This is a genomic window from Limnobacter thiooxidans, from assembly GCF_036323495.1.
GTDB lineage: Bacteria > Pseudomonadota > Gammaproteobacteria > Burkholderiales > Burkholderiaceae_B > Limnobacter > Limnobacter thiooxidans.
Map to the genome: position 1 here is coordinate 2,036,026 of NZ_AP028947.1, position 23,511 is coordinate 2,059,536.

Annotated in this window: 17 protein-coding genes; 5 read left to right on the top strand and 12 right to left on the bottom strand. The window is 53.1% G+C overall.

Going from position 1 to position 23,511, the window contains the following annotated elements; translation table 11 throughout:
* Positions 1-12 precede the first annotated feature (12 nt).
* Genes mfd through serB form a run of 3 tightly spaced genes read left to right on the top strand, consistent with a single transcriptional unit; the run spans position 13 to position 5,385 of the window.
* The gene (gene mfd / locus RGQ30_RS09345; protein WP_130556173.1) at positions 13-3,477 is read left to right on the top strand and encodes a transcription-repair coupling factor; all 3,465 of its coding nucleotides are present in this window, start codon (positions 13-15) and stop codon (positions 3,475-3,477) included.
* A 4-nt stretch (positions 3,478-3,481) separates the two neighbouring features.
* Positions 3,482-4,516: a tetratricopeptide repeat protein gene (locus RGQ30_RS09350; protein ID WP_130556172.1), complete on the top strand. Its 1,035-nt coding sequence runs from the start codon at positions 3,482-3,484 to the stop codon at positions 4,514-4,516.
* Positions 4,513-5,385 (top strand): phosphoserine phosphatase SerB, encoded by an 873-nt coding sequence (gene serB, locus RGQ30_RS09355; protein WP_338284360.1) that lies wholly within the window; start codon positions 4,513-4,515, stop codon positions 5,383-5,385. Before RGQ30_RS09350 ends, serB begins: the two co-directional genes overlap by 4 nt.
* A 618-nt stretch (positions 5,386-6,003) precedes the next feature.
* Here serB and bktB read toward each other — a convergent pair.
* The 8 genes from bktB to RGQ30_RS09395 all read right to left on the bottom strand — a co-directional run bounded on the left by bktB (position 6,004) and on the right by RGQ30_RS09395 (position 15,568).
* Entirely contained in the window at positions 6,004-7,185 is a 1,182-nt protein-coding gene (gene bktB, locus RGQ30_RS09360; RefSeq protein ID WP_130556171.1) for a beta-ketothiolase BktB, read from the bottom strand.
* Positions 7,186-7,227: 42 nt separating this feature from the next.
* Positions 7,228-8,592 carry a 30S ribosomal protein S12 methylthiotransferase RimO gene (gene rimO / locus RGQ30_RS09365; RefSeq protein ID WP_130556170.1) on the bottom strand — a complete coding sequence of 455 codons (1,365 nt, stop codon included), beginning with the start codon at positions 8,590-8,592 and terminating at the stop codon, positions 7,228-7,230.
* Between the two features lie 10 nt (positions 8,593-8,602).
* Positions 8,603-9,220, bottom strand: a complete 618-nt coding sequence (phaR, locus tag RGQ30_RS09370; protein ID WP_130556169.1) for a polyhydroxyalkanoate synthesis repressor PhaR — start codon at positions 9,218-9,220, stop codon at positions 8,603-8,605.
* A 198-nt stretch (positions 9,221-9,418) separates the two neighbouring features.
* Positions 9,419-10,171 carry an acetoacetyl-CoA reductase gene (gene phbB, locus RGQ30_RS09375; RefSeq protein ID WP_130556168.1) on the bottom strand — a complete coding sequence of 251 codons (753 nt, stop codon included), beginning with the start codon at positions 10,169-10,171 and terminating at the stop codon, positions 9,419-9,421.
* Positions 10,172-10,227: 56 nt separating this feature from the next.
* Positions 10,228-11,406 (bottom strand): acetyl-CoA C-acetyltransferase, encoded by a 1,179-nt coding sequence (locus RGQ30_RS09380; protein WP_130556167.1) that lies wholly within the window; start codon positions 11,404-11,406, stop codon positions 10,228-10,230.
* A gap of 21 nt (positions 11,407-11,427) precedes the next feature.
* A complete protein-coding gene (locus RGQ30_RS09385) occupies positions 11,428-13,266 on the bottom strand; it encodes a PHA/PHB synthase family protein (RefSeq protein ID WP_338284361.1) in 1,839 nt (612 codons plus the stop codon).
* A 351-nt stretch (positions 13,267-13,617) separates the two neighbouring features.
* Positions 13,618-14,358, bottom strand: coding sequence for a peptidoglycan editing factor PgeF (gene pgeF, locus RGQ30_RS09390; RefSeq protein WP_338284362.1), 741 nt, complete (start codon positions 14,356-14,358; stop codon positions 13,618-13,620).
* A gap of 46 nt (positions 14,359-14,404) precedes the next feature.
* A complete protein-coding gene (locus RGQ30_RS09395; protein ID WP_130556164.1) occupies positions 14,405-15,568 on the bottom strand; it encodes an RluA family pseudouridine synthase in 1,164 nt (387 codons plus the stop codon).
* 115 nt (positions 15,569-15,683) lie between these two features.
* Between RGQ30_RS09395 and RGQ30_RS09400 the strand changes: the two genes are divergently transcribed.
* On the top strand, positions 15,684-16,532 hold the full coding sequence (locus RGQ30_RS09400) for an outer membrane protein assembly factor BamD (RefSeq protein ID WP_130556163.1): 849 nt from the start codon (positions 15,684-15,686) through the stop codon (positions 16,530-16,532).
* A gap of 70 nt (positions 16,533-16,602) precedes the next feature.
* Here the strand turns inward: RGQ30_RS09400 and RGQ30_RS09405 are convergent, their stop codons facing one another.
* From RGQ30_RS09405 to RGQ30_RS09415, 3 genes are all read right to left on the bottom strand, one after another.
* The gene (locus RGQ30_RS09405) at positions 16,603-18,567 is read right to left on the bottom strand and encodes a DNA repair helicase YoaA (RefSeq protein ID WP_130556162.1); all 1,965 of its coding nucleotides are present in this window, start codon (positions 18,565-18,567) and stop codon (positions 16,603-16,605) included.
* A gap of 17 nt (positions 18,568-18,584) precedes the next feature.
* On the bottom strand, positions 18,585-18,794 hold the full coding sequence (locus tag RGQ30_RS09410) for a YdcH family protein (RefSeq protein ID WP_130556161.1): 210 nt from the start codon (positions 18,792-18,794) through the stop codon (positions 18,585-18,587).
* A 113-nt stretch (positions 18,795-18,907) separates the two neighbouring features.
* Positions 18,908-19,306, bottom strand: coding sequence for a hypothetical protein (locus RGQ30_RS09415; protein WP_130556160.1), 399 nt, complete (start codon positions 19,304-19,306; stop codon positions 18,908-18,910).
* Between the two features lie 12 nt (positions 19,307-19,318).
* Here RGQ30_RS09415 and RGQ30_RS09420 point away from each other — a divergent pair, with 12 nt between their 5' ends.
* The gene (locus RGQ30_RS09420; RefSeq protein WP_130556159.1) at positions 19,319-21,697 is read left to right on the top strand and encodes a Tex family protein; all 2,379 of its coding nucleotides are present in this window, start codon (positions 19,319-19,321) and stop codon (positions 21,695-21,697) included.
* A 626-nt stretch (positions 21,698-22,323) separates the two neighbouring features.
* Here RGQ30_RS09420 and zapE read toward each other — a convergent pair.
* Positions 22,324-23,415 carry a cell division protein ZapE gene (gene zapE, locus RGQ30_RS09425; RefSeq protein WP_130556158.1) on the bottom strand — a complete coding sequence of 364 codons (1,092 nt, stop codon included), beginning with the start codon at positions 23,413-23,415 and terminating at the stop codon, positions 22,324-22,326.
* Positions 23,416-23,511 lie beyond the last annotated feature (96 nt).

Below are 23,511 nucleotides of genomic sequence, written 5' to 3' on the forward strand. Positions count from 1 at the left end.
GCGGGCAAACCTATGCTGTCATATTTTACTTCTTCTTTTCAACTAACCGGTGGACACAAGCTCAGCTTGGCACACCCGCCCGGCAGTGCCGACGCATTTTTGCTGGCCCAAGTGTGCTCGCAAGCCCAGGAACAGGGGCGTTTGTGCCTGATCACCTGTGCAAACCCGCACGATGCCACCCGTCTGCAAGAGGAAATCTCCCTGTTTGCCCCAGCCCTGAAGGTGCATTACCTGCCAGACTGGGAAACACTACCCTATGACAGCCTGTCTGCGCACCAGGACTTGGTTTCGGAACGACTGGCCACCCTGTACCAAACCCAACAAGGCGATCTGGATGTGCTGATTACTGCGGCAAGCACCGCCATTCAGCGCCTGGCACCCCCATCATTTTTGGCGGGTAGCACTTTCTATTTCAAAACCGGCGACAAGCTGAATGAGAAAAAGCTGCGTGAGCAATTGACCATTGCGGGTTACAGCCATGTGTCTCAGGTCATGACCCCCGGTGAATACTGCATACGTGGCGGCATTATTGATTTGTTTGCGACCGGGACCGCGCTGCCTTTCCGAATTGACCTGTTTGATGACGAAATCGAGTCCATCAAGACCTTTGACGTGGACACCCAACGCAGCCTTTACCCTGTGCGGGAAATGCGTTTGTTGCCTGGCCGCGAATATCCGATGGATGAACAAAGCCGTGCACAGTTTCGCAGCAAATGGCGTGAAAGGTTTGAAGGTGATCCCTCCAAGGTTTCGATTTATCGTGACATGGGCACCGGTGTAGCCAGTGCCGGCATCGAGTATTACCTGCCCCTGTTTTTTGAACACACAACCGCTTTGGTTGACTACCTGCCCAACAAGGAACTGGTATTTGTTCAACACGGCGATGTGGACCAGGCCCTGCAAACATTCTGGGCCGACACCCAAAGCCGCTTTGATTTTTTGTCCAAGGACATTCAGCGCCCCATTCTTCGGCCTTCCGAAATTTATCTGAATGCCAATGAATTTTTCAGCGGGTTCGAGAACGCAGCACGCGTGAACCTGTCGGTTTCAAAAAATGCATTGGTGCCTGAATACAGCGGCGCTCTTCTGCCCGACCTTGCTGCAGACCGCAAAGCTGATGATCCAATCTACAAGTTCAGGGAGCTGGTTGAACGCACGGGGGCTGGCGCCTACAAACAGGTGATCATGGTTGCGCCCAGCGATGGCCGCCGCGAAACACTGAACCAGTATTTCCTCGAACACCGCCTGAAACCGCACCAAACAGAAACACTGCAAGGCGCACTGGAAAGTGAACAGCGCTTTGTGCTGTGCACGGCTGTGCTGGATCAGGGTTTTGGCGTGCACCGCGGGCTGGAAGCCCAGGTTGCATTTGTCACTGAGGCGGAACTGTTTTCACTGTCACCAAGGCGCCGCGGAGCACGCAGGCAGCAAGAGCGACAAAGCAACGTCGAATCCATGATTCGGGATTTGTCCGAATTGAAAATCGGCGACCCGGTAGTACACCAGCAACACGGTATTGGGCGCTACAAAGGCTTGATCAGCATGGACCTGGGTGAAGGCGCATCCGAATTTTTACACCTTGAATACGCCAATGGTTCCAACCTGTTTGTACCGGTTGCCCAGTTGCACGTGATTGCGCGCTACAGCGGTTCAGACCCAGAAAACGCACCCGTACATTCGCTGGGTTCTGGTCAATGGGAAAAAGCAAAAAAGAAAGCAGCCAAGATGGTGCGAGACACTGCGGCTGAACTGTTGAATCTGTATGCCCGCCGCGCCCTGCGCAAGGGTCATGAATTCAAATTGAGCATTGGTGACTACGAAGCGTTTGTCGAGAAATTCGGCTTTGATGAAACTGCAGATCAGGCTGCCGCAATTCAAGCCGTGATTGCCGACATGACCTCACCCAGACCCATGGACCGGCTTGTGTGTGGCGATGTGGGATTTGGCAAAACCGAAGTGGCTTTGCGGGCTGCGTTTGTCAGTGTCATGGATGGCAAACAGGTGGTGCTGCTGGCCCCAACCACACTGTTGGCAGAACAGCATTTCCAGACCTTTTCCGACCGCTTTTCAGACTGGCCGGTGAAAGTGGTGGAACTGTCCAGATTCAAGTCGCCCAAAGAAATTCGAGACGCCGTGGAATTGATCAACAGCGGTCGTGCCGACATCATCATCGGCACTCACAAAGTGCTGAGCTCGGACGTCGAGTTCTCACGACTTGGGCTAGTGATTATTGATGAAGAACACCGCTTCGGTGTGCGCCAGAAAGAAGCCCTGAAAAATTTGCGCGCGGAAGTGGACGTGCTAACACTAACCGCCACACCCATTCCAAGAACGCTGGCCATGAGCATGGAAGGAATCAGGGATTTCTCCGTGATTGCCACGGCGCCCCAGCGCCGCCTTGCGATCAAGACATTCGTGCGCCGTGAAACAGACAGCGTGATTCGTGAAGCCGTGTTGCGTGAATTGAAACGCGGCGGGCAGGTGTACTACCTGCACAATGAAGTCGACACCATTGAAAACCGCCGCGAAGCTTTGGAAAAAATCCTTCCCGAGGCACGCATTGGCATTGCCCACGGTCAGATGAATGAACGCGACCTTGAACGCGTCATGCGCGATTTCTACCAGCAGCGATTCAACGTGCTGTTGTGCACCACCATCATTGAAACCGGCATTGACGTGCCAACAGCCAACACCATCGTGATTCACCGGGCCGACAAATTTGGTTTGGCCCAGCTTCACCAGTTGCGTGGCCGCGTGGGTCGTTCTCACCACCAGGCCTATGCCTACATGATGGTCAACAATGAAGAAGGCCTGAGCAAAAATGCCGAGCGCCGCCTTGAAGCCATCACCATGATGGAAGACCTGGGTAGCGGTTTTTACCTGGCCATGCATGACCTTGAAATTCGGGGTGCCGGCGAAGTGCTGGGTGCCAACCAAAGCGGCAACGTACACGAGGTTGGCTTTCAAATGTACACCGACATGTTGAACCACGCCGTGCGTAGTCTGCGTGCAGGAAAAGAACCCGATTTGACCGCACCTTTGAATGTCACGGTTGAAATCAATTTGCACACCCCTGCCTTGCTGCCAGAAGATTACTGCCCGGATGTTCATGAACGCCTGACGCTGTACAAACGCCTGGCCAGCACCGAAGAAATGGATTTTATTTCTGAAGTACAGGAAGAACTGATTGACCGATTTGGCAAACTGCCTGAAGCGGCAAGCGCCCTCTTGGAAACCCACCGTTTGCGCATTCTGGCCAAACCCTTGGGTATCGCGAAGATTGACAGCTCAACCGATGCCACGGTTATTCAGTTTGACGCCCAGCCCAATGTGGACGCTGGCAAAATCATCCTGATGATCCAGAAAGAAAAAGACATGAAACTGGCTGGCGCAGAACGCCTGCGCATCACCAGGAGTTTTCCAAAAGTCAGCGACCGTGTACAGTTCCTGAAAGGTTTGATCAAACAACTGGTCTGAGAACATGCACTTTTTCACCCTTTCGCTGAAATCATGGTGTCGCCTGCTTGGCGCAGCGAGCTTTCTCCTACTTGCTGTCAATGCCTTCGCCACACAGGCCGACAACCAGAGCGACCAGGGCATGGCTGTTTACAAGGCACTTCTGCCCAAGGCAGAAGCAGGTGACCCCGAGGTTCAAACCACGCTGGGCCTGATGCGTCTGCGTGGCGACACCGTGCCCCGCGACCTTCGCGTTGCCAGGGTGTGGCTGGGCAAAGCTGCCATTCAACAGCACACGCCAGCCCAATATTACTTGGGGCAACTGTTGCTGTTGGACGTATTCAATGCCAACCCGAGTGACCTCGACAAACAGTTGACCGAAGGGCTGGGATGGCTTCGGCGTGCATCCCGTGACCAACATCCCCAATCGCAATTGCTGTACGCACAAACCCTGCTTGGTAGCCAGCTTGATGATCCCTTTGGTCACAGCAAAATTGAAGCTCAGCAACATCTGAATTCCTGCGCAGAAGTGCACCTACCTTGCACGCGTTATGCATTGAGCCGCCTGGACCAAGGCAAGGAAGAGGAATACTGCCCCAGCAGAGACGCCTGCGACCAGAAAAGGCGTCTGCTTTATACGTTGGCGAATGCTGAAGATGCCCACGCACGCTATCGTCTGAGCAAATTTGAAGGAGAGGACAGGATGTTCTGGCTGAGGCGTGCTGCACGCCTGGCTCACCCGCAAGCCAGTTACGAACTGGCCGATCTGGTAATCCGAAATGAAGCACCTCTTCAACCCGAAGATCCTGCAGTGCTTTCCCTGCTGAGCTCAGCAGCACAACAGGATGTTCCCCAGGCCATGCACCTGCTTGGCAGCATGTTGGTGGAAGGAACCCGATTTCCGGTCAACAAACCTTTGGGCATTCAATGGTTAAAACTATCTGCCGAAAAAGGATTCGAGCCCTCAAGGCAGCTGTTGATGCAGATTCAGACCACTGCTGACAGCAAGCCCGCCGCTGAACAGGTAGAATCCGCGCAAACCCCGGAGAATAAACCATGAGCCAATTGTTTTTTTCATCACCTACACTGACAAGTGTGAATGTGCATGTAGCACTGCAAGCGCTTGGACTGCCTACGCTGGGCGTTGACGTTCAGCAGCAACAGGCCCGTGTTCAAATTCCGGAAGGCTTTGTTCTATCCACTGCGAGCATTACGGACACACTTCGCCCCTTGAGCAAAAATCACCAGTTTGATTTCGCCATCCTCGAAAATTCATTTCAAGTACAAGCATTCAAGCTGCTGGCCATGGACATGGACAGCACCCTGATTACGATTGAATGTATCGATGAAATAGCCGACTTTGCCGGCAAGAAAAAAGAAGTGTCCGAAATTACAGAAGCAGCCATGCGAGGAGAAATCAAGGATTTCTCTGAAAGCCTGAACCGCCGCGTCGCCCTACTGAAAGGCGTACCCGCCAGTTGCCTGAATTCGGTTTTCGAAGAGCGCCTTCGCCTTTCACCCGGTGCGGAAGAATTGATTGCTTTTGCAAAAGCCAAGGGCTGGAAAACATTGCTGGTCAGCGGAGGTTTTACTTTCTTCACCGATAAAATGAAAGAGGTCTTGGGGTTGGATTACACCCGCTCCAACACACTTGAAATTGTAGACGGGCACTTGACTGGTCGCGTGTTGGGCACCATTGTGGATGCCGACGTCAAGCGCGAAACAGTGCTGGAAACCTGCGATATGCTGGGCTGCGATTCATCGCAAGCCATTGTTGTGGGTGATGGCTCCAATGACCTGAAAATGATGGAAATTGCCGGAGCCAGTGTGGCATTTCGTGCCAAGCCGGTGGTGCAGGAAAAAACTGATTTCTGCATCAACCAAGGTGGACTGGACAGCATTTGCAAGTGGTTTGAAGCGAACGCTTAAAACGCAAGCTACTTTCTTTGTTTGCTAAGGCGCTTCCTGTTCAGTTTGCACAGGAGCATGCCCTACTTCCGCCAGAAAGCCTGTATTTCCCTTTTTGAAATTCACACTAACTCACCTCGCTCGACAAAAAATATGGCCGAGTCGAGTTGTCGGCTTGCAGCCGAACGTTGCGTGTGAATTCAAAACGGGCAGGCTTTCTTGAATGGCGGTGCCAGGGCAATGCAGCCTTCGCAAACTTGAAAAGGCTGCGCTTGCGACTTACGACTTACGACTTACGACTTACGACTTACGACTTACGACTTGCTGTGGATGTTGTGCGGCTTGCATGCTGCGATGTTGCCTAGGCGATCTGACTTTCACCAGCGCAAGTTCGCAGCTGGTGAGGTGTTCAATTGCTGCATCATCTCGCCGATTCAGGGCAAGGCTTCCCGGCTGATTCACAGCGAGGGGCGATTGCGCAAGCAATCGATGCGAAGACGCCATTGCGTTTCGCATTCCCCAAGCAAGAATCAACAAGACGGGAAATCAGCCTTGACCAAGGCGAGATGAGCGGCAGTGAACATCAAACAAGGCATGCGCAACAACGAACGCCGACCCAAAGGCCGGCGTCAATTCAAATTACATGCGTTCGAAAATCGCCGCAATGCCCTGTCCACCACCAATACACATGGTGACCAATGCATAACGACCCTGAACACGCTGCAATTCATACAACGCTTTCACTGTAATGATGGCACCAGTTGCACCAATGGGGTGGCCAATTGAAATACCGGAGCCATTGGGATTGACCTTGGCTGGGTCCATACCCAATTCCTTGGTTACTGCACAAGCCTGCGCAGCAAAGGCTTCGTTGGCTTCAACCACATCCATGTCTTCAATTTTCAGACCGGCTTTGGCCAAGGCCTTCTTGGTGGCTGACACAGGGCCGATGCCCATAATTGTCGGCTCAACGCCTGTGTTGGCGTAGGCCACCAAACGGGCCATTGGCTTCATGCCTGCTTTTTCGGCTGCGCCACGTTCCATCAACAGCACAGCACCTGCGCCATCGTTCAAACCAGAAGCATTGCCCGCAGTCACGGTGCCGTCTTTCTGGAACACGGTTTTCAGCTTGGCCATGCCTTCAACTGTGGCATCACCGCGAACATGTTCATCGGTGTCAAACATCACGGGGCCTTTCTTGCTCTTGATTTCGATGGGCAGAATCTGCTCTTTGAAATAGCCGTTCGCAATTGCGTTGGCTGCACGTTTGTGGCTTTCAACAGCCAAGGCATCCTGGTCTTCACGGCTTACATTGAATTCCTTGGCCACGTTTTCTGCAGTCACGCCCATGTGAATCACATGGAATGGGTCATGCAGTGCGCCAACCATCATGTCGATGCCTTTCATGTCGCCCATGCGTGCACCCCAGCGGGCGGCGGGCAAAATGTAGGGGGCACGGCTCATGCTTTCAGCACCGCCACCAATGGCTACATCGGCGTCGCCCAGCATGATGCTTTGCGCAGCAGTCACAATGGCTTGCAGGCCAGAACCGCACAGGCGGTTCACGTTCATTGCGGGCGTGGACTTATCCAGACCGCCTTCAATGGCAGCCACGCGTGACAGGTACATGTCGCGCGGCTCTGAATTCACTACATGGCCAAATACAACATGGCCTACCTGGTCGGCGCTTACACCTGCGCGTGCAACCACTTCTTTCACAACCATGGCACCCAACTGTGTCGGGCTGAAGTCTTTCAGACTTCCACCAAAGCCACCCACTGCGGTGCGCACACCGGCTACAACTACGACTTCACGCGTCATTGCTCTATCTCCGTTTTTAATTAGAAAACTTGTACTGAAAACTCAAGGAACAATCTGACCCCACAGGTCATGCTCGTCACAATCGTCGATCAACACATTGACAAAATCGCCCGGCTTAGGCTGCTGTGCCGAGTTTTCAGGCATGGGTATGAACACATTGCCGTCAATTTCAGGGGCATCGGCTTTGCTGCGCGCCACAATGCCCTCATCATCCGTTTCATCCACCAGCACTTGCATGACTTTGCCCAACTTGGCCTCGTTGCGGCTCAGCGAAATCTTTTCCTGCAGTTCCATCAGGCGTGCACGGCGCTCTTCTTTCACTTCCTCAGGCACCGGGTTGTCCAGTTCATTGGCCTTGGCACCATCCACGGGGGAATAGGCAAACACACCCACGCGATCCAGTTGCGCTTCTTCAATGAAGTCAAGCAGGTGCTTGAACTCGTCTTCCGTTTCACCTGGGAAGCCGGTGATGAATGTGCTGCGCAATGTGATGTCGGGGCAGGCTTCACGCCAGGCACGAATTCGCTCAATGTTGCGCTCGCCGCTGGCCGGGCGCTTCATGCGCTTGAGCACGTCGGGGTGTGAATGCTGGAATGGAATGTCCAAGTAAGGCAGAATTTTTCCCTCTGCCATCAAGGGCACGACACGATCCACATGCGGATACGGGTACACATAGTGCATACGCACCCAGATGCCCAACTCACCCAACTCTTCAGCCAATTGCTGAAACTGGGTTTTCACGGGGCGGCCGTTCACAAAGTCGGTGCGGTATTTCAGGTCCACGCCATAGGCGGAAGTGTCCTGGCTGACTACCAGCAATTCCTTCACACCCGATTTTTTCAGGCTTTCCGCTTCACGAATCACTTCGCCAATTGGACGGGACACCAAATCGCCACGCATGCTCGGAATAATGCAGAACGTACAGCGGTGGTTGCAACCTTCAGAAATTTTCAAATAAGCATAGTGCTTGGGCGTCAGTTTGACACCATGGTCAGGTACCAGATCGATGAATGGATCATGCGGCTTGGGCAGGTGGATGTGAACCGCCTGCATAACTTCTTCCGTGGCATGTGGCCCTGTTACTGCCAATACTTTAGGGTGCAGGCTGGTGATCATGTCTTTGCCTTCGTTGCCATTTTTTGCACCCAGGCAACCGGTCACGATGACCTTGCCATTGGCGTGCATGGCCTCACCGATTGCGTCCAGGCTTTCCTGAACGGCACTGTCGATAAAACCGCAGGTATTCACCACGATCAGATCAGCACCTTCATAGGAGGCGGAAACGTTGTACCCCTCCACCTTCAATTGGGTCAGAATTCGCTCGGAATCCACGAGGGCCTTTGGGCAACCCAAAGAAACAAAGCCCACACTCGGTGGGCGCTTGGCAGAAAAGGTGTCGTCTTGCATGTTTAAGGCGTTATTTTTTGGTGGGGTCCGGCTTGGCTTTTGAAGCACTAGGCATACCTGGCATTCCGGGCATACCACTCATGCCGGGAAACTCACCGGGGTTTGGAAATCCAAAGTTTGTGAACATGCTGCGGGTCTGGTTCTGAAACTGATCCTGCATTTGTACAAACATGTTTTTGCTTTGTTCAATGTAATTGCTCATCATGCTTTGGATGACGGGCGTTTGCACACTCATGAACTGCGACCACAATTCCGGGTTGGCAAACTGGCTGCCGTCGGCCACATTTTTGCCCTGGTCTTGAAAGCTGTTCTGAATGTCCATGAACGCCTGCAAATTCTTTTCCAGAAATGTGCCCATGATGCCTTGCATGGCATTGCCATAAAACCGGATGATCTGGGACAGCATGGGTGAGGTGAAAATCGGCGCACCTGCAGTTTCTTCTTCCAGAATGATCTGAAGCAGAATACTGCGGGTCAGGTCTTCACCACTTTTTGCATCCACGACATGAAAGCCTTCGTTCTCAAGCACCAACTGCTTCACATCGCCCAAAGTGATGTAACTGCTGGTCTGGGTGTCGTACAAGCGTCGGTTTGGGTACTTCTTGATCAGTCGTGTTGCGTCAGCCATGCCTCTTATCTCTTTTTTGTGGTGTTATACGCCGCCGCACCTGCGTGGGTGAACGGTCTGGTTCCAAGCCGCCAGATGTGCAAAACAATCTTGCACAAACAAGCACTTACAAAAAACAAAGCACTGCACGCTTTTTCAACGTGCAGTGCAACATCATACCGCCTTTTTGGCATCTGTTTGCCAAAAATGCAGTAGTGATTAACCCATGTGCAAACCACCATTCAAGGAAAAGTCTGCGCCTGTGGAAAAACCGGAGTCCTCTGAGGCCAACCAGGCACAAATTGAGGCGATTTCTTCAGGAGTTCCCAAACGCTTGACTGGAATGGTGTTCACAATTTTTTCCAGTACGTCTGGACGAATTGCGCGAACCATATCGGTGCCAATGTAACCGGGAGAAACCGTATTCACGGTGACACCCTTGGAGGCCACTTCCTGCGCCAGCGCCATGGTAAAACCACGCAAACCTGCTTTGGCCGTGGAGTAGTTGGTCTGACCAAACTGCCCTTTCTGGCCGTTCACGGAGGAAATGTTGATGATACGACCAAAGCCTTGTTCAACCATGCCACCGATCACCTGCTTGGTGACATTGAACAAAGAGTTCAGGTTGGTATCGATCACAGCAGACCAATCGTCACGGCTCATTTTTACAAAGGTGCCGTCGCGGGTAATGCCCGCATTGTTGACAAGAATTGATACGGTACCGTGTTCCGCGCGCACTTTCTCAAATGCAGTCACGGTGCTATCCCAGTCGGCCACATTGCCTTCGCTGGCATACACTTCGTAACCGGCACTGCGCATTTCGCCCAGCCATTTTTCCTTGCGTGGAGAATTGGGGCCGCAACCGGCAATTACCCGATATCCTGACTCGCACAGCTTCTTGCAAATGGCCGTTCCAATACCACCCATACCGCCGGTTACATAGGCCACTTTGGGCTCATTTGTTTCACTCATGATTCACATCCCTTCTCTAATTATTTGATTTGTATTAAACGCACTACAGGCAATGCTTAGCGAGACACGGCCAACGCCACACCCATGCCACCGCCGATACACAGCGAAGCCAAACCTTTCTTGGCATCGCGCTTGTTCATTTCATGAATCAGGCTGACCAGCACCCGACAACCTGACGCACCAATCGGATGTCCCAAAGCAATTGCGCCACCGTTCACGTTGATCTTCGACGTGTCCCAACCCATTTCCTTGTTGACCGCGCAAGCCTGCGCTGCAAAAGCTTCGTTGATTTCCATCAAATCCAGCTCAGACGCAGACCAGCCTGCCTTTTCAAGGCACTTTTTGGAAGCAGGCACCGGACCCATACCCATAATCGTTGGGTCCAGACCCGCGCTGGCATAGGCCTGAATTTTGGCCAACACTGGCAAGCCCAGTTCCTTGGCCTTCGCTGCGCTCATCAACATCACCGCTGCCGCACCATCATTCAAGCCGGATGCATTGGCTGCAGTCACACTGCCGTCTTTCTTGAAAGCGGGCTTCAAGGCAGTCATATTGTCCAGTGTCGCACCAAGACGAGGAAACTCGTCGGTGTCGAATACCAAAGGGTCGCCTTTGCGTTGGGGGATACTCAGGGGGAAAATCTCGTCCTTGAACTTACCCGCATTGATAGCCGCCTCAGCCTTGTTCTGGCTTTTCACGGCGAACTCGTCCTGCTCTGCACGGTTAATGCTGTATTTCTCCGCCACGTTTTCAGCAGTAATGCCCATGTGGTACTGGTTATATACATCCCACAGACCATCCACAATCATGCTGTCAACCAGCTTGGCATCACCCATACGGAAACCATCGCGGCTGCCCATCATCACGTGAGGTGCGGCACTCATGTTTTCCTGTCCACCGGCAATCACGATTTCTGCATCACCGCAGGCAATGGCCTGCGCGCCCAGCATCACCGCCTTGAGACCCGAGCCACACACCTTGTTGATGGTCATCGCCGGTACCGTGTTGGGCAAACCTGCCTTGATGACGGATTGACGTGCAGGGTTCTGGCCCGAACCTGCTGTCAACACCTGCCCCAATATCACCTCGGAAATTTGTTCGCCTTTCACGCCTGTTTTTTCAAGCAGGCCCTTGATGACATGCGCACCCAAATCAGGGGCTGAAATTTTTGCGAGTGCCCCGCCAAACTTGCCCAATGCCGTGCGGCCTGCTGCAACAATAACAACTTCAGTCATGTCTACTCTCCTTTTGGTATTTTACGAAGCACGCTGTTTGACGTAACGTCCAGGCGCGGGCTCAATCGATTTGTATTTTGCGTTGCCTGGCTTTGCAGGGGCCTTGACTTCGCCTCCTTTCATAGGCTCTAACCACTGCGCCCAATCGTTCCACCAGCTTCCCGGCACTTCCTTTGCTTCTTTGAACCATTGCTCGGGCGTGTCGGGAATTTCACCCTCACACACCCAGTAATTGCGTTTATTTTTGTTGGCCGGGTTGATCACACCCGCGATGTGCCCGCTGGCACCCAACACAAAACGCACATCACCACTAACCAGGTGGCTTGTCTGAAAGGCACTGACCCACGGCACAATGTGGTCTTCGCGAGTGGCCAGGACATACACCGGTACATCAATCAAACTCAAGTCCACAGGCAAGTCACACACCACTGCTTTGCCAGGTTGACACAACTTGTTTTCCAGATAGGTGTTACGCAAATACCATGCGAACATGGGGCCAGGCAAATTGGTGCTGTCGCTGTTCCAGTAAAGCAGGTCAAAAACCGGTGGCTTTTCGCCTTTCAGGTAATTGTTGACCACGTAGTTCCAGATCAGGTCGTTGGGGCGAAGCGATGAAAACGCGCCAGAAAGGTCTTTGCCTGTCATCACGCCACCTTTGCCAATGCTTTCTTCCCGCGCCTTCACCTGTTCTTCATCAACAAAAACACCCAATGCACCGGTGTCCTTGAAATCAAGCAAGGTGGTCAAAAATGTGACGCTGTTGACACTGTCATCGCCACGGTTGGCGAGCGTGGACAAGGCGGTGGCCAGCAAAGTACCGCCCACACAGAAGCCCAACACATTCAATTTGGGTTGCTTTGAAATGGCTTTGGACACCTCAATGGCCCTGATCACGCCCTCTTCAACGTAACCATCCCAAGAAAAATGTCCTTCGGCTTCAGTCGGATTTTTCCACGACACCAAAAACAGGGTATGCCCCTGGCTGACCACGAAATTCACCAGCGAATTGGCAGGTTGCAAATCCAGAATGTAGTACTTGTTGATGCAAGGGGGCACAAACAGCATGGGCTGTTTACCAACCTTTTCAGTACTCGGCTTGTACTGCAACAACTGAAAATACTCGCACTCGAACACCACATCACCAGGCGTGGTGGCCACGTTGACGCCCACTTCAAATGCACTTTCATCTGTTTGCGAAATGCGCCCTTTCTGCATGTCCGCCATCAGATTGTGAATGGCTTGGGTCAAACTTTCACCCCGTGTTTCAAGCAGTTTTTTTTGCGCTTCCGGATTGGTCACAAAGAAATTGGAGGGGCTCATCGCATCGACCAACTGTTCCACTGCGTACTCTACCTTGCGCTTTTCGGCGCTGCCCTCTGGCACCAATTCAACAATGCGCTTGGTAAACCGCGCGTTCAGGGAATACATCGCTGCGGTGAATTCGTACACGCCATGGTCGTGCCAGTCGGGAGCGGCAAAGCGCTTGTCGCCTTGAATCCAGGTGGAGAGTGGCACCGGCTGAGTTGTCTTGCCTTCCGGATTGGGCAGATTGGCAAATGCTGAAGCCATCAACGCGGACAATTCGGCTGTGTATTCGGCTTGTATTTGCCCCAGGGAATGCATGGGTATTTGACTGAATGCAGCTTGACAGGCACCCATGATCGAATTCATGAACGGCTGGATCGAGCCCATGGCGGCCTGTTGCAATGGGGCCACCGCAGGCAAGCCTGGCATTTGACCAAACTGCCCGAAAAACCCCATGGCCTGCTGAAACTGGGCTTGCATCTGTTGCTGCATTTGTTCAGCAACAGGCAATAGCTGACCGAAGACTTCACTGAAGTCTGGTAATTGTTTGTTCACCTTCCTCTCCTTTGTGGGTGCTCATGTCAGTTCACTTGAACATGACTTCACACACCGTGGCTCGTCGGCCTTTCCAATATTGTGCACCGCAACATTTTAACTTGTCAAATAATTGTATGCCTCTGACCCTTACTGTTTGCTGATCAGGAGAAATTCATGCACCATTCGAGTGTATTCGCTTCACCCTCGAGATAGCAAAGATGTACATTGTCGCAATTGGCTGGATGTACGTGGTCACCCTGATGGCGGCCACGGAAACGAATTTCGTGGCTGGAATAGTCACGTTTCTTTTTTACGGGGCCCTGCCCTGTTCGGTGCTGGTCTATTTGATGGGCACGAAATCGCGCAGGCTCAAGCGCCTTGCGAAGGAAGAAGCCGAATCAATGTCGCAAAACGGCCCGATGGAGCCTCAAGTTGCTGACCCCGCCGGTGAGAAAACCACCTCAAATCCTTGAAAGTGTCCAGGCCGCCGCCTTCCACATTGTTGATTCCCTGTTCGGCCAAGGCATTGCGTGCCAGTCCATAGATGTCGGCCATGCACTTGCCTGCCAGCAAGCCTGGTTTGAAACACTCGCGGTTCAGGGGATTTTGTTGAGTGAAGGCGGTTTTAACCTCTGCCCCCACCTCAAATGACAGGGGGCCAATAGCGGGCCCCATCCAGGCCCTGATTTGCTGAACAGGCACCCCTGCTTGTGCGGCCAAAGCCTGCGCCGTGGCCTGAAGGACCCCCCCGACCAGCCCACGCCAACCCGCATGGGCCGCAGCCACACCAATTGCCGCACCTGCAGAGTCAAAGGCAGCGAACACCACTGGAAGACAATCCGCGGTCATGATCGCCAGGCAAGTTTGATGGTCAAGACACACAGACGCATCAGCGTCGGGAACAGCGACAACTGGCTGCCCTTTGGCAACATGCACATCGCAACCATGAACCTGATTCAACCAGGCAATTGGCGCGCCCATGTAGGCTTGAACCGCTGCCCGACGAGTTTCAACATCGGCGAGATTGTCTCCTACATGGGTTCCCAAATTGAAACCGTAAGGAGAAGTGTAATGTGGACCGGCTTGAAAACCGGTTTGGGTCACCGCCACCTTCACTCCCGGCCAGGATGGCCCCAGGGTCGAAAGTGGGAGGCTATCACTCAAGCTCGTCGAGATCATCTTCATCAAATCGAATGAGTACGGATGCCTTGTGCTGATGGGCTTCATCAAGCACAGCCTCTTCAACTTCATCTGAATGAAAATCAATGCCTGCCATTTCACCCAGCAGGCGCAAATCTTCCGGGGCCTTGGCCACATATTCAGGCCATTCGTGATTGCCCAGGCTTTCGTCCCAATCTTCGGCTGCTTCATCGTCGCCCTGTACATGGAAAAAGGCAGGATCGGGGAAACTCAAGTGGGTTGCGTGCAAAGCCTGTCGCTCGAAATTCTCGCCATTGGGCAACTCGATGGAGGAGAGGCGAAGGGCTGAATGGCTGCCAGCCCCCTTGATCTTGTAGACCGGGTCAGCCACCAGTGCAAACCCGGCATGTTGGGCATGCACACGAATTTGATGGGTCCGACCTGTTTCAAGGCGGCACACCATCAAGGTCACAGGCACTTCCATCAACTCGCCAAATGCGACCGGTGTGAAGTGGGTCACGGCTGGCTTGCCATGATCAACCACCGCCATGCGCAAGCGGTTGCGCGGGTCACGGCCCAAGGGGTTGTTGACTGTCAGCGGGTTGGCAATTCGCCCCCACACCATGGCCAGGTAAACGCGCTTCACAATACGGGCCTGCAACATCTGAACCAGCTTGACCTGGGTTTCCTGCGTGCGCGCAACCACCATCAGACCGGTTGTATCTGCATCAAGCCGATGAACAATGCCAGCACGGGGTACATGAATCAACTCGGGGTCCAAGTGATACAACCCGTTCATCAGGGTACCTGTCCAATGACCGGGTGCAGGGTGTACCACCAAACCAGCCTGCTTGTTCACCACCGTGTATTCGGCGGTGCGAGCGACAATGTCCAGATTCATGTCTTCAGGAACCAAGGCCTGCATGTGAGCCAAAACACCCGGGCTCAAGGCAATTCTGTCCATACCCTGAACCTTCTGGTTGCCCTTGGCCGCAGCCACACCATTCACCAACACACGCTCCTCTTTAAGCCAGCCTTGCAGCCGTGAACGTGAATACTGCGGGAACAACTCCGCAATCACTTTGTCCAATCGCGAACCGCCCATTTCCATGGGTACTCTGGCTTGCAAAGGTTGATCGGCTTGTGCGCTTTCCGCGCTGTCATGGGTTTCGGACGTCATAAATTAGAATCGAATCTTTCAATTGAGTGTGCCGCTTGTGGGCGGCAAGGGCTTTGCCCGATATAATGGAAAACCATTGATGATCAAACAGGGACACTTCGGGTTTCGAAATCACATGAACAAAACCACTTTGGCCCCGCGCACCGCCTGGTTGCGCACATTATCGCAGTTATTCCTCATCCCCGCGCTGGTTTTCGCACTGGCCGCCTGCGGCGCGGCAAAACAATTCGACGAAACCGAAGGCTGGAGCCCAGCTCGTCTCTATGAAGAGGCAAAAGCTGAAATCGACGTGGGCAACTACGAACGCGGCATTGAATTGCTCGAAAAACTCGAATCCCGCTACCCGTATGGTCGCTTTGCCCAACAGGCTCAAATTGACACGGCATTTGCCTATTACAAGGCAGGTGACAATGCGCAGGCTTTGGCTGCCACCGAGCGGTTTATCAAGCTTTACCCCAACCACCAGAACCTGGACTACGTGTTTTATCTGCGGGGCTTGATCAGCTTCAATGAAGACAAAGGTATCTTCTCCCTGCTCTCCGGTGAGGATCAAAGCGCACGTGACCCGAAAGGAACCCGTGCGGCGTTCGACGCATTCAAGGAAGTTGTCACTCGCTTCCCCGAAAGTAAATACTTTGATGACAGCAAATCGCGTTTGCAGTACCTGGTCAATGCATTGGCCCAGAACGAATTGCACGTAGCTCGGTATTATTACAAGCGCGGCGCTTATCTCGCTGCAGTGAACAGGGCTCAGGAAGTGGTACGCCGCTTCGAACAAACTCCGTCAATTGAAGAAGCTCTGTTCATCAGCCTGCGCAGCTATGAAAAGTTGAACATGACTTCACTGGCCGCTGACACCAAGCGCGTGATCAACCTGAACTTCAAAGACAGCCCTTACTGGAAAATGGATCTGCCCGAGAAAGACCAGGTAGAAGCCAAATGGTGGCAAGTCTGGAAAGACTGAAAACGACCAACACTGTCATAAACACCAACGTGTGTTTGATGTAAAAAAGGACCTTCAAAAGGTCCTTTTTTTATGAGCTTCGTTTGTTTTTCATGAAATCGACGGCCACTTGTAGTTCGCGTGTACGCTTGAATGGTGGCAGGCTTCGCCACAACAACTTGCCGTAGCCTTTCTCGACCAAACGCCGGTCGCCGATCAACAACACGCCCCAATCGGTTTCGTCACGAATCAACCGACCCGCGCCCTGTTTCAGTGCGATTGCAGCGTCGGGCAGTGACAAATCCTGAAAGGCATTGCCCCCCCGATTTTTGATCAACTCGCTTTTGGCCTGGTAAACAGGATCATCGGGTGGTGCAAACGGCAGCTTGTCGATAATCACCAGCCGCAAACCTTCACCACGAATGTCCACACCTTCCCAAAAACTGGCTGCCCCCACCAACACGGGGTTGTTCAGCACCCGAAACTGTTCCAGAAGCTCAGCACGCGAGGCCTCACCCTGGACCAACAGGCTCCAGTCGAGATCGTCTTTTTCAATCCGTTCGCGAAGGTATTCGCCCACCTGCTTTACGGCACGGTGACTGGTACACAGGAAAAACACCCCGCCCGCGCTGGATAACAACAAAGGCCACACCGACTCACAAAGCTTTCTGCTGAACTGGGGTTCGTTGGGAAAAGGGAGATTATCAGGCACGCACAACAAGGCTTGCGATTCGTAATCGAAGGGGCTGGGCAGCAGCAACTGCTTGCATTCATCAAGCCCTACCTGCAAGGTGAAGTGTTCCAGGCTGTCCTTGATACTCAACGTGGCACTGGTGAACACCCAGGCCTTGGCCTGCTCGGCATACAACTTCGCAAATGCATTGGACACATCCAGCGGCGAATCACAAAACTGCACCACATTGGTTGACACGCTCACCCACCGAACAGATTGTGCATCGTCTTGCGCACTAGGCGGTGAAAACCAGTCTTGCCAACGCAGGCACAGTTCACTGGCCCGCCCCATGAGTTTCACCCAGGATTCATTGCGAACCGACAATGGACTAATCATTTCAATCAGGTTTTCAAGCCTGCTTTCGAAATCGGCACACACCGTTGACACCCCGTTCAAAGCCAGAAACTGGGCATGAGTGAACCGCGCCGAATCAATTTCGGTGCCAACAATTCGTCGAATCTCTTTCAGCGCCAGTTCCATCGGGCGCAATACCGAGTCCCAATCGCCGGCATCGGCGCTGGAAGTTCGGCCCTCAATCAGCACATCGCGTAAAAACTCCTGGCACTGGGCAGTCGAAATCGCTTGACCAAGAAGACTGGTCGCAATATCTGGTAACTGGTGTGCCTCGTCAAACACAATCACATCGCAGGCGGGCAGCAACTCCGCAATGCCCTCTTCTTTCAAGGCCAGATCGGCGAGAAACAAATGGTGATTGACTACAACTACTTCTGCATCCAGCGCATCGCGGCGGGCCTTGTTGACAAAGCATTCGGATGCATTGGGGCACTCGCCCCCGAGGCAATTGTCTTTGTTGGAAGTGACCCAGCTCCAGACTGCGGAATCTTCAGGAACACCCGCGCAGTCTGCTCGGTCACCGGTTTGAGTACGACCCGCAAAAACACGCACCTTCTGAAGATGATCCACTTCCTTGGCTGAGGGTAACCGGGCCTCTTTCAAGGCACGTTCCAGGTGAAAATGGCAAACGTAATTCTGACGGCCTTTCAGCAGGGCCACATTGACCGGTACACCCAAGGCCTCGCGAACCAGAGGCAGGTCTTTGTTGAATAACTGGTCTTGCAGCGTTTTGGTGGCTGTCGACAACAACACTCGACGACCAGACAACAAGGCGGGCACCACGTAAGCAAATGTTTTTCCCGTGCCCGTACCCGCTTCAACCACCAAGGCGGATTGGCTTTCTATGGCCTGGCCCACGGCTTGGGCCATTTCAATCTGGGATTCCCGAGCAGAAAACCCAGGCAAACGTCGAGACAATGCACCACCAGGGGCAAAAGCCTCATTCAAGGGTTCTGAAAAATCAAACATGCAAGGTGCTAAAAAATTTAGGCGGGAATGTCGGGTTCAAGCTGGATCTGCAACAAGGTGATCGAATCCTTGATTTGAAGCTTGCGCTTTTTCAGGCGACGAATCTGCAACTGGTCGAAACCGGGCTGAGATATCAGCATGCCGATAATCTGGTCCAGATCCCGGTGCTCGACCTGCAGTTCTACAATTCGGCGTTTGATCGATTCGATGTCTTCTGTGTGGACCATGGGTATTGAAATTTGAACCAGCTCGATGTTATTGCTTATTGTAGCTGCAAGTCTAGGCGGGCTGGAAACAATCTACCCGATGGGCATCACCCATTCGATGGACTGAACTTGGCTTACTCGGGATTTTTAACCTTGCGATTAGCATAATCATGCAGGCGGATCATGTCCTCGGCCTTGCCCTGAACCTCCAGATGTGCTCTGCGAATTTCAGCACCTTGCAAGCGAACATTGTCCAGGCAACTGGAAACAAAGAATTTTTTGTAACAGGCTCGGGACTGCTCGTTGAGCTCGTAGTCCAGAAATTCCATCGTCTTGTCGTGATTGGCCACATAGGCACGGGCCTGTTCCAGCGTATCCGGGGCGGTCGGCTTGTTGGCTTGAAGCTGCACTGTGCTGCAGGCGCTTAACAGCAGCAAAGAGGCAGGCACCATGGCAAAGAACGGGCGCGGCACCTTCAGCGCAAAGGGGTTCAGAAGCTGTGGCACAATGCCCTGCTTACGTTGACAACTCATAGATCCAGACCCATGTCGCTTGTTCAAAATCGAATTATCGCCCAGTTGGCTCAAGAATTGGGCGCCGCATCATCACAAATCAAGGCCGCTGTGGATTTGCTGGATGAGGGCTCCACAGTTCCTTTTATTGCGCGCTACCGGAAAGAGGCGACAGGCGGGCTGGATGATGCAGTACTTCGTGACTTGCAGGAGCGACTGGTTTATCTGCGTGAGCTCGAAGACCGCCGCAGCACCATTCTGGAATCCATTGACAGCCAAGGCAAGTTGACTGCCGAGCTGAAAGCAGCCATTGAACAGGCTGAAAACAAGCAAACACTGGAAGACCTTTATCTGCCCTACAAACCCAAACGCCGCACCCGGGCACAAATAGCCCGTGAAGCGGGCCTGCAGGGCTTGGCAGACGAAATTTTCTCAAATCCGAACGCGGTGCCTGAAGAAGTGGCTGCAGGCTACTTGAATGCCGAGCACCAGATCAATGACACCAAAGCTGCACTGGATGGTGCACGCGACATTCTTGCAGAACAGTTTTCAGAAAACGCGACTTTGCTTGCCCTTTTGCGCAACCGGCTGAATTCCGAAGGTGCCATTCGCGCTGCTGTAGTGCCCGAGAAAGCGGCAGAAGCCATCAAGTTTCAGGATTATTTTGAACACCAGGAATCACTGGCCAGCACAGCATCGCACCGCATGTTGGCCATGTTGCGTGGCCGTGAACAGGGCTTTCTGACCCTGAAGGTAGACCTGCCAGAAGTGTGGGAAGCAGAAAGCCCACGCACACCGCATCCTTTTGAATCGGAAATTGCACGACTGCATGGCATTGCACGCGATGACAGCCCTCGCGGCAAATTCTTGAGCGAAACCTGCCGCTGGACCTGGAAAATCAAGCTGGCCAGCACACTGGAAAGTGAGGTGATGGGCACCTTGCGTGAAGCGGCACAGGCCGAAGCCATTTCCGTGTTTGGCAAAAACCTGAAAGACTTGCTGCTTGCAGCCCCGGCCGGAGGCAAAGCCACCATGGGCCTGGACCCAGGTATTCGCACAGGTGTGAAAGTGGCGGTGATCGACAAAACAGGTCAGGTGGTGGACATAGCGACCATTTACCCGCATGAACCGCGACGCCAGTGGAATGAATCCATCGCGGTTCTGGCCGCTTTGTGCATGAAACACAATGTAGAGCTGATCGCGATCGGCAACGGTACAGCGAGCCGCGAAACTGACCAATTGGCAGCCGACTTGCTGGCGCAGCACAAAGACCTGAAAGCCACACGCGTCATGGTCAGTGAAGCAGGTGCCTCCGTGTATTCTGCATCGGCCCTGGCTTCCGCTGAACTGCCTGACCTCGACGTCAGCATTCGTGGCGCAGTCTCCATTGCTCGCCGTTTACAAGACCCACTGGCCGAACTGGTAAAAATTGATCCGAAATCGATCGGTGTAGGCCAATACCAGCATGACGTGGACCAAAGACAACTCAGCGGACGACTGGACGCAGTAGTCGAAGATTGCGTAAACGCAGTGGGCGTGGAAGTGAACACGGCCTCGGAACAACTTTTGTCGCGCGTGTCAGGTTTGAATGCCTCGGTGGCCAAAGCGGTGGTTAGCTACAGGAACACCAACGGTCAATTCAAAAGTCGAGACGACTTGAGAAAGGTGCCCCGCTTGGGCGACAAAACCTTCGAGCAAGCAGCAGGCTTTTTGAGAATTCATGGCGCCGAAAACCCCCTGGATGCATCGTCTGTGCACCCAGAGGCCTATATTGTCGTCGAGAAGATGGCAGCCACGGTTAAAAAGCCAGTGGGTGATTTGGTAGGCAACAGGGAAGTACTCAAAGCACTGAAGCCCAATGAATTTGTGAACGAGCGTTTTGGTCTACCCACCGTACAGGACATTTTGGTTGAGCTGGAAAAACCAGGCCGCGACCCGCGCCCCAGCTTCAAGACTGCCAAATTTGATGACAAGGTTCATTCCATGGCCGATCTGAAGCCTGGCATGACCCTGGAAGGCGTGGTGACCAACGTGGCCAATTTTGGCGCGTTCGTTGACATTGGCGTGCATCAGGACGGCTTGGTACACGTCTCTGCTTTGTCAAACACATTTGTCAAAGACCCGCACAGCGTGGTCAAAACTGGCCAGATTGTCAAAGTGAAAGTGCTCGAAGTGGACATTCCTCGCAAACGGATTTCACTCACCATGCGCATGGGGGACGATGTTCCCAAAGCAGCACCGGGCCAGAATGCAGGACGACAAGTGAATGCCAATCGGGCTGGAGAAGCGCACGGTGATTCGCGTGGCGGTGACTCGCGAGGAGATCGGCGAGTTGGTGGCCTGCAACAAGGTGCCGGGTTTGCGAATAACGCCTTTGCAGCCGCATTTGCGAAAGCCAAGACCAACAAATAAAACGCAGCGCAATTCGTTTGAGCAAGCGCAGACCATTTCTTCGTTTGGAAGGCGCATGCTGTATTCAGCGCGTGCTAAAGCGCATCCACTTTCTTCGTTTGCAAGGCGCATGCCCTACTTCCGCCAGAAAGCCTGTATTTCCCCTTTTGATATTCACACTGACTTACCGGGTCTGGCAAAACACACAGCCGAACCCAGTGTCGGCTTGCAGCCGAACGTAGCGTGTGAATATCAAAACGGGCAGGCTTTCTTGAATGGCGGTGCGAGGGCAATGCTGCCTTCGCAAACTTGAAGGGGCTGCGCTTGCGGCTTGCGGCGTTCAGTGAATCACCAGCCCTTTCACCGGAGCAAGTTCGCAGCCTGTGCGGTGTTCGATTGCTGCATCATCTTGCCGATTCAGGGCAAGGCTTCCCGGCTGATTCGCAGCGCGGGGCGATTGCGCAAGCAATCGATGCGAACACGCTTTAGCGTGTCGCATGCCCCAAGCCAGAATCAACAAGACGGGAAATCAGCCTTGACCAAGGCGAGATGAGCAGTAAGGAACGCCGAACAAGGTTTGCGCAACGAAACGCCGCAGCGAAAGGCGAGATGAGCAGCAACGAACAACAAACGAGGCCCGAGCAACCTCAAAGTCGAACGGCATTGCGCTTCGGCGAATCCAGGTACTCTTTGGATTGCATTTCAACAATCCGACTCACCGTGCGGAAGAATTCATGAGCCATGGCACCTTCGGTGTACAACTCCTCTGGCTTTACTGCTGCCGACATGATGAGCTTGACCTTGTGGTCATACAGCACATCGATCAGCCAGGTAAAACGACGCGCTTCCGAGGCCATGCCCGCTCCCATTTTGGGCACACCGCTGAGTATCACTGTTTGAAACTGACTGGCAATTTCAAGGTAATCATTTTGCGAACGGGGCCCACCGCACAAAGTTGGAAAATCAAACCAAACCACTGAGCCGGCACGCCGCACAGCCCGAATCACCCGGGATTCAATCTGCAATTCAGCGGGTTCATCAGCCACTTCGGCAAGGCGTTTGAAGTCATCATTCAATTGGGCATCTGCATGCTCATCCAATGGAATCAGGTAGGTGTTCAACTGCTCCAGCGTCCGACGACGATAATCCACACCCACATCCACATTGATCACATCAAGCTGCTTGTTCAACAAATCAATGGCAGGCAGCAGGCGATCCCGGTGCAATCCGTCTGGATACAAATTGTCAGGCTTGTAGTTGGAGGTCATCAGGAAAGTCACGCCATTGGCAAACAGACCATCCAGCAAGCGATACAAAATCATCGCATCGGCAATGTCGGAGACATGAAACTCGTCAAAGCAGATCAGCCTGTAACGCTTGGCGATTCGCGCTGCCACTTCATCCAGTGGATCTTGAACGCCCTTCAAATCGTCAAGTTCCGCGTGCACGCCACGCATGAATTCGTGAAAATGCAAACGCACCTTTCGTTGAACTGTGACGCTGTTGTAAAAGCAATCCATCAGAAAGCTTTTGCCGCGCCCTACCCCGCCCCACAGGTAAAGACCTTTGGGCACCGCGGGGCGATTCAGGAATTTCTTGATGACACTGCTACGTGCTTTTTTATACTGAACAAACTCATCGTAAAACAATTGCATGCGGTCCACAGCTTTCTGCTGTGCAGCATCCGACTGATAACCACGTTCGGCCAATACCTGTTTGTAATATTCTTGAACGTTCACGATGGCAAAAACTGCTGGTTGAGATCGGCCAACAATATTGACCAACCTGGATTTTTAAAAACAAAACGGCTGATGAAGTGATTCACCAGCCGTTTG